This is a genomic window from Angustibacter speluncae (assembly GCF_054777815.1).
The window spans coordinates 19,972-33,384 of record NZ_BAAHAF010000072.1; the positions used below are offsets into that span (position 1 = coordinate 19,972).

11 protein-coding genes are annotated in these 13,413 nt (G+C 75.2%); 4 read left to right on the forward strand and 7 right to left on the reverse strand.

Going from position 1 to position 13,413, the window contains the following annotated elements; translation table 11 throughout:
* Positions 1-54 precede the first annotated feature (54 nt).
* The 7 genes from ACYVKY_RS08280 to hutH all read right to left on the reverse strand — a co-directional run bounded on the left by ACYVKY_RS08280 (position 55) and on the right by hutH (position 9,892).
* Positions 55-1,410: a multidrug effflux MFS transporter gene (locus ACYVKY_RS08280; RefSeq protein ID WP_460434494.1), complete on the reverse strand. Its 1,356-nt coding sequence runs from the start codon at positions 1,408-1,410 to the stop codon at positions 55-57.
* Positions 1,411-1,550: 140 nt separating this feature from the next.
* The gene (gene hutI / locus ACYVKY_RS08285) at positions 1,551-2,708 is read right to left on the reverse strand and encodes an amidohydrolase family protein (protein WP_460434495.1); all 1,158 of its coding nucleotides are present in this window, start codon (positions 2,706-2,708) and stop codon (positions 1,551-1,553) included.
* A 106-nt stretch (positions 2,709-2,814) separates the two neighbouring features.
* Positions 2,815-4,050, reverse strand: coding sequence for a geranylgeranyl reductase family protein (locus tag ACYVKY_RS08290; protein WP_460434496.1), 1,236 nt, complete (start codon positions 4,048-4,050; stop codon positions 2,815-2,817).
* A gap of 101 nt (positions 4,051-4,151) precedes the next feature.
* On the reverse strand, positions 4,152-5,480 hold the full coding sequence (locus ACYVKY_RS08295) for a formimidoylglutamate deiminase (protein ID WP_460434497.1): 1,329 nt from the start codon (positions 5,478-5,480) through the stop codon (positions 4,152-4,154).
* A complete protein-coding gene (locus tag ACYVKY_RS08300) occupies positions 5,477-6,649 on the reverse strand; it encodes an allantoate amidohydrolase (protein WP_460434593.1) in 1,173 nt (390 codons plus the stop codon). Before ACYVKY_RS08300 ends, ACYVKY_RS08295 begins: the two co-directional genes overlap by 4 nt.
* Before the next feature lie 19 nt (positions 6,650-6,668).
* Positions 6,669-8,345, reverse strand: a complete 1,677-nt coding sequence (hutU, locus tag ACYVKY_RS08305) for a urocanate hydratase (RefSeq protein ID WP_460434498.1) — start codon at positions 8,343-8,345, stop codon at positions 6,669-6,671.
* Positions 8,342-9,892 (reverse strand): histidine ammonia-lyase, encoded by a 1,551-nt coding sequence (hutH, locus tag ACYVKY_RS08310; RefSeq protein WP_460434499.1) that lies wholly within the window; start codon positions 9,890-9,892, stop codon positions 8,342-8,344. Before hutH ends, hutU begins: the two co-directional genes overlap by 4 nt.
* Positions 9,893-10,070: 178 nt before the next feature.
* Here hutH and ACYVKY_RS08315 point away from each other — a divergent pair, with 178 nt between their 5' ends.
* The 4 genes from ACYVKY_RS08315 (at position 10,071) to mmuM (ending at position 13,342) form a co-directional block, all read left to right on the forward strand.
* The gene (locus tag ACYVKY_RS08315) at positions 10,071-10,871 is read left to right on the forward strand and encodes an endonuclease/exonuclease/phosphatase family protein (protein ID WP_460434500.1); all 801 of its coding nucleotides are present in this window, start codon (positions 10,071-10,073) and stop codon (positions 10,869-10,871) included.
* A 43-nt stretch (positions 10,872-10,914) separates the two neighbouring features.
* Positions 10,915-11,568 carry an SDR family oxidoreductase gene (locus ACYVKY_RS08320; RefSeq protein ID WP_460434501.1) on the forward strand — a complete coding sequence of 218 codons (654 nt, stop codon included), beginning with the start codon at positions 10,915-10,917 and terminating at the stop codon, positions 11,566-11,568.
* Between the two features lie 101 nt (positions 11,569-11,669).
* Positions 11,670-12,422, forward strand: a complete 753-nt coding sequence (locus tag ACYVKY_RS08325) for an IclR family transcriptional regulator (RefSeq protein ID WP_460434502.1) — start codon at positions 11,670-11,672, stop codon at positions 12,420-12,422.
* Positions 12,419-13,342, forward strand: a complete 924-nt coding sequence (mmuM, locus tag ACYVKY_RS08330; RefSeq protein WP_460434503.1) for a homocysteine S-methyltransferase — start codon at positions 12,419-12,421, stop codon at positions 13,340-13,342. Before ACYVKY_RS08325 ends, mmuM begins: the two co-directional genes overlap by 4 nt.
* The last annotated feature ends 71 nt before the right edge of the window (positions 13,343-13,413 follow it).

Genomic DNA, 13,413 nt, shown 5'->3' on the forward strand with positions numbered 1-13,413 from the left:
TGTCAGCGGTGGTGGGCCGTCACAACCCGACCCGGGGCGGCGCCCCGGCGGTCGTCAGTGCGCGACGACCACGTCGTCGTCGACGTCGACCGGCCCGAGGCTCCAGGGGCGGACCAGGACGACCAGCGCGAGCACCGCGGCGACCTGCAGCGACACCATGAGCGCCGCCATCGGCACCGCGCCCTCGCCGTGGAGCACGCCCTCGAGCGGGGTGATGAGCCCGGACATGCCGAACTGCATCGCGCCGAGCAGCGCTGCGGCCGTCCCGGCGCTCTCGCCGTGCCGCGACAGCGCGAGCGCGGGCGAGTTCGGGAACGACAATCCGCAGCTGGCGACGGTGGCCGCGAGCGGCACGAGGAGGACCCACAGCGGCGCCTGCGCGAGGGCGGCGACGAACAGCGACGAGGTGCCCACGACCCCGGCGACCAGGGCACCGCTCAGCACCTGCTGGGGCGAGAACCGGCGCAGCAGGAACGGGTTCACCTGGGTGGCGGCGATGAGGCCCGCCGCGTTGAGGCCGAACACCAGCCCGAACTGCTGCTGGTCGAGGCCGTAGAACTCCTGGAACACGAAGGAGGAGCCCGAGACGTAGGTGAACAGCACCGAGAACATCAGGCCCGCGACCAGCACGAGGCCGACGAACGGGCGGTCGCGCAGCAGCCCGCCGTAGGTGCGCACGGTCGACCCGAGGGCGAGCGGGCGGCGGCGCTCCTGCGGCAGCGTCTCGGGCAGGCCGACGAACGCGAGCACGACGAGCGCGACCGCGACACCGAGCAGCACCACGAAGATGCCGCGCCAGTTGGTGACCGCCAGCAGGTAGCCGCCGAGGGTCGGCGCCAGGATCGGCGCCGCACCGAGCACGAGGGTCAGGTGGCTGAGCAGCGCGGCCGCCTTGCGTCCGCGGTACAGGTCGCGCACGACCGCCATCGCGACCACCGAGATCGCCGCGCCCGCGACGCCCTGGCCGACGCGGACCGCGGTCAGGACGCCGATGGTCGGCGCGAGCGCGCACAGTACCGACATCGAGCCGTGCAGCACCAGGCCGCTCAGCAGCACCTTGCGGCGGCCGATCGCGTCCGACAGCGGTCCGAGCACGAGCTGGCCGAGCCCGAGGCCGATCATGATGCCGGTGAGGGTGAGCTGGGCCTGCGACTGCGAGGCGCCGAGCTCCTCGCTCAGCTCCGGCAGCGCCGGCAGGTACATGTCGATCGTCAGCGGCCCGATCGCGATCAGCAGGCCGAGCACGACGACGAGCCGCACGTAGGCCCGCCCGGTCGGCGGGCTCGACGCCGACACCGGCGAGGCGAGCGGGGTGCGCAGCGCGGGCGCGGCCTGCGCCTTCACCAGGGCGCCGCCGACGTCGGCGTCCCGCGTGGCGGTGCGCTCGTCGGACGTGCAGGCGGCGGACATGGGTGTACCTCGGTGCTCTCGGTCGGGGAGGGGGCGTCGCCACCCCCATCGGCAGCCGACGTGAACAAGTTGACCACGGCAACCGTTGTTCCCGCGAATCGATTCGCGGACGTCTCGGCGAACGGACGGCGAACGTCCCGCTACAGGTCGAGCGCGCGGACGAGGGGCACACCCGGGCGGTAGGACAGGTGCAGGTGGGAGGGCGCGTCGAGCACGGCCAGGTCGGCCCGGGCGCCGACCCGCAGGTGACCGACGTCGTCGCGCCGCAGCGCCTGCGCACCACCGAGGGTGGCGGCCCGCAGCGCCTCGGCCGGGGTCATCCGCATCTCGCGGACGGCGAGGGCGATGGCCAGCGGCATCGACGACGAGTACCCGCTGCCGGGGTTGCAGTCCGTGGCGAGGGCGACCGGGACCCCGGCGTCGAGCAGGCGGCGGGCGTCCGGGTAGGGCGAGCGGGTCGAGAACTCGATCGTGGGCAGCAGCGTCGCGACCGTCGTGCCGCCGGCCAGCGCGTCGACGTCGGCGTCGACGAGGTGGGTGCAGTGGTCGACGCTCGCCGCCCCCAGCTCGACGGCGAGCCGCACGCCGGGCCCGGCGGTGAGCTGGTTGCCGTGCACCCGCAGGCCCAGCCCTGCCCGCGCGCCCGCCTCGAGCACGGTGCGCGCCTGGTCGCCGTCGAACGCGTGCGCCGAGCCGGGCTCGCAGAACACGTCGACCCACCGAGCGCGTGGCGCGCAGGCGTCGAGCATCGGACCCGCGACGAGGGCGACGTAGTCGTCGGCGCGGCCCGCGTACTCGGCGGGCACGACGTGGGCGCCCAGGTAGGTGACCTCGTCGGTCACCTGGCGGGCCAGCCGCACCGAGCGCACCTCGTCCTCGACGGTGAGGCCGTACCCGCTCTTCACCTCGACGGTCGTGGTGCCCTGCGCGCGCATCTCGGCGACGAGCCGGCGGAGGTGGGCGAGCAGCTCGGCGTCGGTGGCCGCCCGGGTGGCCGCGACGGTCGAGGCGATGCCGCCGCCGTCGTAGGGCGTCCCGGCCATCCGGGCCTCGAACTCGGCGGCGCGGTCGCCGGCGAACACCAGGTGCGCGTGCGAGTCGACGAAGCCGGGGACGACGGCCCGACCACCCAGGTCGCGCCGCTCGTCGGCGGTCGGCGCGTTGCGGCGGCGCCCGACCCAGGCCACCAGGCCGTCCTGGACCACGACCGCGGCGTCCTCGACCTCGCCGAGCGGTCCGCCGAACCGCTCGTCGTGGGTCACCAGGCTCGCGATGCCGGTCAGCAGCGTGGTCGTCACGGGTCCAGCCTCTCGCGGCGGGCAGGGCGCTCGGAACGACGGCGGCCCTGGTGCCGTCCGGGCGCCCAGACGCCCGCGGTTCCGAGCCGTCTGCCCGGCGGGCGGGTCAGGAGAAGGGCGGGCGGGCGTCCAGCGCCAGCGAGCGGCGACCGGCCCAGCGCCAGACGCGGGCCGCGGCGTCACGGTCCTCGTCGGTGATCAGGTTGCCCATCCAGCGCAGGGCCAGCGTCATGAGCCACTCCGAGCTCATGCCGACCGGCCCGAACCGCGGCAGCACCCACGGCACGGTCAGCAGGCCGGAGAGCCGGCGCGCGATCGAGAACGACTCGCCGTAGTGCTCGCGCAGCAGCGCCGGCCACGCGGTCGACAGGTCGGCGCCGTCGGTGAGCAGGTCGGCCAGCAGCCGCCCGGTCTCGAGGCCGTAGTCGATGCCCTCGCCGTTGAGCGGGTTGACGCAGGCCGCGGCGTCACCGACCAGCGCCCAGTTCGCGCCGGCCACGTTGCTCACCGCGCCGCCCATCGGCAGCAGCGCCGACGTCGGCATCCGGAGGTCGTCGCCCAGCTCGAACTCCTCGCGTCGCTGCCCCGCGTAGTGGTGCATCAGCGGCTTGATCGCGATGTCGGCCGGTCGCTTCGCCGTCGCCAGCGTGCCCACGCCGATGTTCACCTCGCCGGTGCCGAGCGGGAAGATCCAGCCGTAGCCCGACAAGACCCTGTCGTCGGCGTCGCGCAGCTCCAGGTGCGAGCTGATCCACGGGTCGTCGGAGCGTCCCGAGGCCACGTACGACCGGCCGGCGACGCCGTAGACGGTGTCGCGGTGCCACTCGCGGCCCAGCACCTTGCCGAGGGGCGAGCGGACGCCGTCGGCGACGACCAACGTGCGGCAGGCGATCTCGCGCTCGCCCTCGGACGTGCGGAAGACGACCGCCGACACGCGGTCGCCGTCGCGGCGCACGTCGACCGCGCGGTGCCCGTCGAGTGCGGTGGCGCCGGACTTCACCGCCGTCGTGCGCAGGTGGTCGTCGAGCTCGGTGCGGGCGACGGCGGAGCCCCACGCGGGCAGGGTGCCGCCGGGCCAGGGCAGGTGCAGGGTGCGGCCGAAGCCGTGGGCGCGCAGCCCCTGGTTGACGGTGCGGGCGGCGAGCCAGTCGCCCAGGCCGAGCCGCTGCAGCTCGCCGACCGCGCGCGGGGTGAGGCCGTCGCCGCAGGTCTTGTCGCGCGGGAACACCGCCGAGTCGGCGAGGACGACGTCGTGGCCGGCGCGCGCCGCCCACGCCGCGGCCGCCGAGCCGGCCGGCCCGGCTCCCACGACCAGCACGTCGGTGCGACTCGGGTGGTTCACGGGGCGATTCTCTCAGGCCCCCGCTCCCCCGCGGAGTGTGACCCTCACGCACGACACGCCCGGCGTGTCCTGCGCAGGAGTCACACTCTGCGGGATCCGGGTCAGGCCCAGAGGGGGGCGATGGCCTCGTGCAGCAGGCGGCCGACGTCGCCGAGGCGGTGCTGCCCGTCGGTGACGACCTGCTCCCCCGCGACCACCACGTCCGTGACGTCGGCGGCGCCGGCGCAGGTCGGTACCTGGTCGAGCGCCGCGCCGGCGGTGCGCAGGGAGTCGAGCCGCAGCGCGAACAGGTCGAGGTCGTGGCCGCGAGCGACCTCCCCGGCCAGCGGACGACCGAGCGAGGCGTGGCCGTCGAGGGTCAGCCCGGTCAGCACCTGGTGCACGGGCGTCGACGCGCGACGACCGGTGCGCAGCCGTTCGTGCTGGTCGAGCCGCTGCGCCTCGTGGAGCAGGTCGACCGACACGTGCTGGTCCGTGCCGAAGACCAGGCGCGCCCCCGCCGAGCGGAGTCGCGTGAACGGCCCGATCCCGTCGGCCAGGTCGGCCTCGGTGGTCGGGCACGCGCAGACCGTGGCCCGCTCGCGCCCGATCAGCTCGACGTCCCGTTCGGTCAGGTGCACGGCGTGCACGAGGGTCGTCCCGCGCAGGAGTCCGCGCTCCTCCAGCAACCCGGTCGGGGTCAGCCCGTGCACCGACAGGCAGGCCTCGTTCTCAGCCGGTTGCTCGGACAGATGCATGTGCACCGGCCCCTCGAGGTCCGTGTCGGCCACGTTCCAGAAGTCGTCGGGCTCGACGGCCCGCACGGAGTGGATCGCCGCACCGAGGGTGACGTGAGCGAGGTGACTCGTCGCCGGTCGCAGCGCGAGCACCCGCTCGAGCCAGCGGTCGGCATCACCGTCGGAGAAGCGCTCCTGCACGGGGTCGAGCGGCAGGTAGCCGTCCGGTCCCAGCCCGCCACGCAGGTAGGCGGCATCGAGCAGGGTGAGTCGCACCCCGGCGGCGGCCGCGGCCTCGACCAGCGCGAGGCCCATCGCGTTCGGTTCGTCGTAGGGCACGCCGCCGGGGCCGTGGTGCAGGTAGTGGAACTCCCCCACCGCCGTGATGCCCGCCAGCGCCATCTCGGCGTACACCGCGGTGGCGAGGCGGAGGTAGGTGTCGGGGTCGAGCCGGTCCGCGACGGCGTACATGCGCCTGCGCCAGGTCCAGAACGTGCCGCCGTCGTCGTGGGTGCGGCCGCGCAGTGCGCGGTGGAAGGCGTGCGAGTGCGCGTTCGCCATGCCGGGGAGGACCAGCCCACTCAGCCTCACGTCCCCTGGCTCGGCCGGCACGTCGACGACGACACCGCTGATCACACCGTCGACCCCGGTCACGCGGACCGACGACGCGAGGCCGTCCGGGAGCCAGGCGTGCTCGCACCAGTACGACGTCACGCGAGCTCCAGGACGACCTGCGCCAGCGCCTCGACACCGGCCAGGCAGTCGGCCTCCTCGGCGTGCTCCTCGGGCGAGTGGCTGATACCGGTCGGGTTGCGCACGAACAGCATGGCCGTGGGAACGTCTGCGGCGGAGAGGATCCCGGCGTCGTGGCCGGCACCGGTCGGCAGCACCGGGACGCCGCCGAGGGCGCCGGCGACCCGGTCGCGCAGGTCCACGTCGAAGTCGGTCGCATCCGTCCACGACTCCTCGCGCGCCTCGACGCCTGCGCTGGACGCCACCTCGTCGACGACGCGGCGCACGGCGTCGGGGTCGTCACCGCGCGCGTCGAGCCAGGCACTGACCAGCGCCGGGATCGCGTTGACGCCGTTGGGGTCGACGAGCACCTTGCCGACCGTGGCGACCGTGCCGTGCCGCTCGGCCGCCTCGCGCGCCGTCGTGATCGCGGACGCCAGCCGCAGCATCGGGTCGTCGCGGTCCGGCAGCCGGGTGGTACCGGCGTGGTCGGCCCGGCCGTGCAGGTCGAGCCGCCAGCGGCCGTGCGGCCAGATCGACGACGCGACGCCGACCGGTGCGCCGAGGTCGGCGAGCGCGCGTCCCTGCTCGACGTGCAGCTCGACGAACGTGCCCACGCGGCGCAGGGTCTCGTCGTCTCGACCGAGGTGGGTGACGTCGAGGCCGGCAGCGGTCATCGCGGCGCCCATCGGCGTCCCGTCGGCGTCGCGCAGGGTGCGGGCGCGGTCAGGGGCCATCGCGCCGGTGAGGATCCGCGAACCGGCGCAGGCGACGCCGAACCGGGCGCCCTCCTCGTCACCGAAGCAGGCGACGCCCACCGGGCGGCCGGGGTGCAGACCCTGCTCGCGCAGCAGGTCGAGCGCGGCGAAGGCGCTCACCACCCCGAGCGGGCCGTCGAAGGCGCCGCCGGCAGGCACCGAGTCGAGGTGGCTGCCGAGCACCAGCGGGCGCTCGCCGCGGGCGACGGCGGCGTCCGGGTCACCCGTCCAGGCCCACAGGTTGCCGGCGCGGTCGGTGGTGACGTCCAGGCCGCGCGCGGCCGCGTGACCCGTGAACCACTCGCGCAGCTCGCCGTCGACCGACGTCCAGGCGAACCGGCGGTAGCCGCCGGTGCGCCCGTCGCGACCGATCGACGCCAGCTCCGCCCACATCGCCTGGAACGTCACGGGATCAACCCTCCCGCATCGGGACGCGGACGTCGCGCTCCTCGGCCACCTGCTCGGCGAGGTCGTAGCCGGCGTCGACGTGCCGGATCACACCCATGCCCGGGTCGTTGGTGAGCACCCGCTGCAGCTTCTCGGCCGCGAGCGGCGTGCCGTCGGCCACCGACACCTGCCCCGAGTGGATCGACCGCCCGATCCCGACGCCGCCGCCGTGGTGCAGCGACACCCAGGTCGCGCCGGACGACGCCGCGGTCAGCGCGTTCAGCAGCGGCCAGTCGGCGATCGCGTCGGAGCCGTCGAGCATCGACTCGGTCTCGCGGTAGGGAGAGGCGACCGAGCCGCAGTCGAGGTGGTCGCGGCCGATCACGACCGGCGCGCTGAGCTCGCCCGAGGCGACCATCTCGTTGAACCGCACGCCCGCGACGTCGCGCTCCCCGTAGCCGAGCCAGCAGATCCGGGCGGGCAGGCCCTGGAAGGCGACCTTCTCGCCGGCGGCGCGGATCCAGCGCTGCAGGTGGTCGTTGTCGGGAAACAGGTCGAGCACCGCGCGGTCCGTGGCGGCGATGTCCTTCGGGTCGCCCGACAGCGCGGCCCACCGGAACGGGCCCTTGCCCTCGCAGAACAGCGGCCGGATGTAGGCCGGGACGAAGCCGGGGAACTCGAAGGCGCGGCCGAACCCGCCCTTGCGGGCCTCGTCGCGGATCGAGTTGCCGTAGTCGAACACCTCGGCGCCGGCGTCCTGGAACCCGACCATCGCCTCGACGTGGCGCGCCATCGACGCCTGCGCGCGGTCGGTGAACTCCTCGGGCTTCTTCGCGGCCAGGTCGTCCCAGTCACCCAGGTCGACGTCGTCCGGCAGGTACGACAGCGGGTCGTGCGCCGAGGTCTGGTCGGTGACGACGTCGATCTCGACGCCGCGGCGCAGCAGCTCGGGGAACACGCTCGCGGCGTTGCCCACCAGGCCCACCGAGAGCGCGCGCCGGTCGCGCTTGGCGGCGAGGCACCGCTCGATCGCGTCGTCGATCCCGTCCGCGACGACGTCGAGGTAGCGGTGCTCGACCCGGCGGTGCAGCCGCGCGGGGTCGACGTCGACGACGAGGCACACGCCGCCGTTCAGGGTGACCGCGAGGGGCTGCGCGCCGCCCATGCCGCCGCAGCCGCCGGTGAGCGTGAGCGTGCCGGCGAGGGTCCCGCCGAACTTCTTCGCCGCCACCGCGGCGAAGGTCTCGTAGGTGCCCTGCAGGATGCCCTGCGTGCCGATGTAGATCCACGAGCCCGCGGTCATCTGGCCGTACATGGTCAGGCCGAGCTGCTCGAGCCGGCGGAACTCGGGCCAGGTGGCCCAGTCACCCACCAGGTTCGAGTTGGCGAGCAGCACACGCGGCGCCCACTCGTGGGTGCGGAACACCCCGACCGGGCGACCCGACTGCACGAGCATCGTCTCGTCCTCGCGCAGCGTCGTGAGCGTGCGCACCATCGCGTCGAACGACGCCCAGTCGCGCGCCGCCTTGCCGGTGCCGCCGTAGACCACCAGGTCGTCGGGACGCTCGGCGACCTCGGGGTCGAGGTTGTTCATCAGCATCCGCAGCGGCGCCTCGGTCTGCCAGCTGCGGGCGGTGAGCGTGGTGCCGCGGGCTGCGCGCACCGGACGGGGACCGCTGGTCGGGGCGGAGGTGGTGGTCATGCGAGCTCTCCTGTCACGGAACGGGTTGCGGCCAGGACGGATCCGTCCCGCACGGCCTCGACGACGGTCTCGATCTCGGGGGCGAGGAAGCGGTCCGGCCCCGGCCCGGCGACACCGCGCTCGCGCACCAGGTCGCGGACGGCGCGCGTCGCCGATCCCGGCTCGAGCGGCGCCCGGAGGTCGATCCCGCGTGCGGCCGTGAGGACCTCGATGGCCAGCACGCGCGTCAGGCCGTCGATCGCCGTCCGCAGCTTGCGGGCGGCGTGCCAACCGAGCGACACGTGGTCCTCCTGCATCGCCGACGACGGGATCGAGTCGGCCGAGGCCGGGACGGCGAGCCGCTTCAGCTCGGCGACGATCCCGGCCGCCGTGTACTGGGCGATCATGTGCCCGGAGTCGACGCCCGCGTCGTGGGCGAGGAACGGCGGGAGGCCGTTGCTGCGCGCGCGGTCGAGGAAGCGGTCGGTGCGGCGCTCGCTCATCGAGGCCACGTCGGCCACCGCGACGGCCAGGAAGTCGAGCGCGTAGGCGACGGGCGCACCGTGGAAGTTGCCGTTCGACTCGACCCGCCCGTCCGGCGTGACCACCGGGTTGTCGATCGCGGACGCCAGCTCGCGGCCCGCCACGAGCGCCGCGTGGTCGACGGTGTCGCGCGCGGCGCCGTGCACCGAGGGGGCGCAGCGCAGCGAGTACGCGTCCTGCACCCGGGTGCACTCCGGCCCCTGGTGGCTGGCGACGATCGGCGAGCCCGCGAGCACCGCCCGCAGGTTGGCGGCGCTGGCGGCCTGGCCGGGGTGGGGCCGCAGCTCCATCAGGTCGGCCGCGAAGGCCGCCTCGCTGCCGAGCAGGCCCTCGACGCTCATGCCGCACGCGACGTCGGCCACCTGCAGGAGCGCCCGCAGGTCGTGCAGGGCGAGCACGAGCATGCCGAGCATCCCGTCGGTGCCGTTGACCAGCGCCAGCCCCTCCTTCTCGGCGAGCACGACGGGCTCGATCCCGTTCTCGTGCAGGGCGGTCGCCGCCTCGGTGCGCGTGCCGTCGGCGCGACGCACCCAGCCCTCACCCATCAGCGCGAGCGCGACGTGCGACAGCGGGGCGAGGTCGCCGGAGCAGCCGAGCGACCCGTACTCGTGCACCACCGGCGTGATCCCGGCGTCGAGCAGGGCGGTGTAGGCGCGGGCCGTCGTGAGGCGCACGCCGGTGCGGCCGGTCGCCAGCGTCGACAGCCGCAGCAGCATCAGCGCGCGCACCACCTCGCGCTCGACCTCGGGTCCCGAGCCGGCCGCGTGCGAACGGATCAGGCTGCGCTGCAACGCCGCTCGCCGCTCGCTGGGGATGTGGGTCGTCGCGAGCGCGCCGAAGCCGGTGGAGATGCCGTAGTGCGGCTCGGGGTCGTCGGCCAGCGCGTCGATCACCGCGCGGGTGCGACCGATCGCGGCCTCGGCCTCCGGTGCGAGCCGGACGCCGGCGCCGTGCCGGGCCACGGCGACGACCTGCTCGGGGCTGACCGGGCCGGTGCCGACCTCGACGACGGGGTGCGCTGTCACGCGTCCATCGCACACCACCGCGGCAGGGGCGCGCCACGTCCGCACCGGACGAAGCGTCTGCGATCCCAGACCGGTGGTGGCTGTGGACGACGTCCGCGGGAGAGCCTGCGTCCTCGCCAGACTCGGACCACCGTTCCGGACGAACCGGGACGGACCGACCGTTCCAGGGGGAACCACCATGCCCGTGTCTCGTGCCCGGCGTCGCGCCGCGCTCACCGTCCTCGCCGCAGCCGCGGTGGTGGCGCCGCTGCTCGCCCCGGCGGCACCGGCCGCCGCCGCACCCGGCAGCTACACCGTCGTCGACCACAACGTCGAGAAGTACCGCTCGGTACTGCACAAGGCCTTCGACACGGCCAAGGCCCGCGGCGCGCAGGCGCTCACGCTGCAGGAGGTGTGCCTGACCGACGCGGTCGAGCTGGCGCAGGCGAACCCGGGCTGGCCGATGCTGTTCACCACGAGCCGCGTGGGCGGGTGCGACAAGAAGGGCAAGGGCGACGTCGGCACGCTGGTCATCCGGCGCAGCACCGGCGACTACACGATCCAGGAGTTCCCGCTCCCGGCCGACCCGGGGCGGGTCCCGCGGCTCAGCTGCCTCACCTTCGGCAGCTCGCCGGTGAAGCACGTGTGCTCGACCCACCTGGTGTCGAAGGACGAGGGCACCGGCGTCCGCGCCCAGCAGACCGCCGAGATCAAGCGGGTGACCCGCGAGTGGATCGAGGCCGGCCACCTCGTGGTCGTGGGCGGCGACTTCAACGCCACGCCGGACAAGCCGGAGATGGACAGCATGTTCGCGCGCGGAGGGAACGGCCGGTTCGTCTCGGCGCACCAGCTCGAGGGCCGCGCCGAGAAGACCACCGACAACGGCCGGCAGATCGACTACGTGTTCTTCTCGCAGAACCGCGCCGACCGTGGCGGCCTCGAGGTGATCCCCACCGGGTCCGACCACCACATGCTCGTCGCCACCACCCGCTGGGGCTGACGGCCCGGAGGTGGGCCACCCGTGCCCGACGTAGCGTGACGGCATGACCCGGATCGCCGTCGTCGGGGGCCACGGCCAGGTGGCCCGCCTCCTCCACCCCCTGCTGCTCGCCGCCGGGCACGAACCCGTCGCGCTGGTGCGCCGCGAGGAGCAGGCCGCCACCCTGCAGACGCAGGGCGTCACGACGCGGCACCTCGACATCGAGGCCGACGACGAGGCCGCCTTCGCCGCCGCGTTCGACGGCTGCGACGCGGTGGTCTTCGCCGCCGGCGGCGGCCCGGACGGGAACGCCGACCGCAAGCGCACGGTCGACCTCGAGGGCTCGCTGAAGTCGGTCGCCGGGGCGCGGCGGGCGGGCGTCCGCCGGTTCGTGCAGGTCTCGGCGATCGGCGTCGACGAACCCCTGCCGGACGACACCGCGCCGGTGTGGCGGGCCTACGTCGAGGCCAAGCGCGACGCCGACGCCGCCCTGCGCGACAGCGACCTCGACTGGACGGTGCTGCGTCCCGGTCGCCTGCTCGACGACCCGCCGACCGGGTTGGTGACCCTCGCCGACCACGTCGACCGCGGCGACGTCACCCGCGCCGACGTCGCCGCCGTCGTGGCCGAGGTGCTGACCAGCGGGCACGGCGTCCGCCGGCAGTGGGACCTCGTCGGTGGCCCCACCCCGGTCGCCGAGGCTGTCGCCTCCGCCTGAGCGGGCACACCGCTCGGAACGACCGGGCCGACGTCGCCCGGAGCGGCCCGCGGGCGCCGCGGTTCCGAGCGTCGTGCACGGCGACGTCTAGCGTGGGCGCCGTGAGCAGGGTGCCCGCGGCGGAGCAGACGCTGGCCGTGCTGCGCCACCTGGCCGCCCAGCCCGCACCCGTCCCCGCAGCGGCCATCGCGCGCGACCTCGGGCTCCCCCGCTCGACGACCTACCACCTGCTCGCCGTGATGGCCGGCGCCGGCTTCGTCGTGCACCTGCCCGAGGAGCGCCGGTACGGCCTGGGGGTCAGCGCGTTCGAGCTCGGCAGCGCGTACACCAGGCAGGAGCCGCTGGCCCGGCTGGCCAGGCCGGTGCTCGCCCGCCTGGTCGACCGGCTCGGCCACAACGCCCACCTCGCGGTGCTCCACGGCCGCGAGGTGCTCTACGTCGTCGAGGAGCGCGCGCCCGGACGACCGCCGCTCGTCACCGACGTCGGCGTCCGCCTCCCCGCGCAGCTCACCGCGAGCGGCCGCGCCGTCCTCGCCGCCCTGCCCGCCGCCCAGGTGCGCGCCCTGTTCCCCGACGCCGATGCGTTCGTCGACCGCCACGGCGTCGGCCCGCGGTCGCTGACCGCCCTGCGTTCGCTGCTCACCGACGTCCGTCGTGACGGCGTGGCCCGCGAGGACGGCGAGGTGACACCGGGTTTCGCCTCCCAGGCGGTCGCGGTGCTCGACCACACCGACCACCCGGTGGCGGGGCTGGCGGTCACCTGGCCGCACGACGACCCGCCCCCGTCCGACCTGACCACCCGGCTGCGGGCGGCGGCGTCCGAGCTGTCCCGACGACTGGGAGGCACCCGGTGACCACGCTCGCCCACGCCCTCACCGAGCGGGTCGTCGTCCTCGACGGCGGCCTGGCCACGCACCTCGAGACCCGCGGGGCCGACCTGTCCGGCGGGCTCTGGTCGGCCCGGATGCTGCTCGCGCCCGAGGGTCGCGAGGAGCTCGTCACCGCGCACCGCGACTTCGTGCGCGCGGGCGCCGAGGTGGTGACGACCGCGAGCTACCAGCTCGGCGCGCTCTCCCTCGAGCGCGCCGGGCACGACCGGGTGGCCGCCGCCGCGCTGGCCGCCTGGAGCGTCGTGCTCGCCCGACGGGCGCTCGACGCCGAGGGCCTCGAGGGCTGGGTCGCGGGCTCGCTCGGTGCGTACGGCGCGCTGCGGGCCGACGGGTCCGAGTACACCGGCGCGTACGACCTCGGGGACGAGGCCGCCACCACCGCCGCGCTGGTCGAGGCGCACCTGCCTCGGGTCGAGGCGCTGCTCGACGCGGGCGCCGACGTCGTCGCCTGCGAGACCGTCCCGCGCGCCGCGGAGGTGGAGGCGCTGGCGCAGGTGCTCGCCCGCACGGCCGCCCCCGCCTGGGTCTCGCTCACCCCCGCCCCGGGCGGGACGACCACCCGCCGCGGCGAGCCGCTCGCCGACGCTGTGGCGCCGCTGACGGACGTCCCCGGCGTCCTCGCGGTCGGGGTGAACTGCGCGCGTCCGCAGGACGTGCTGCCCGCGCTGCGGGCGCTGGCCGCGACCGGTCTGCCCCTGGTCGCGTACCCGAACAGCGGCGAGGGCTGGGACGCGTCCCGCCAGCGCTGGGAGGGCGACCCGCGCTGGGAGCCCTCGCTCGTCCCGTCCTGGACGCACGCCGGCGCGCGGCTGGTCGGCGGCTGCTGCCGGGTCGGGCCGGACGCCGTCGGCGAGGTGAGTGCGGTCACCTCGACGCGCCGGTGACGGTTACCCGCCAGTAGGATCGGTAGGCGCGGCGCCGCCCCTACCGTGAGGGGACCGAGCGCCCGACCCGA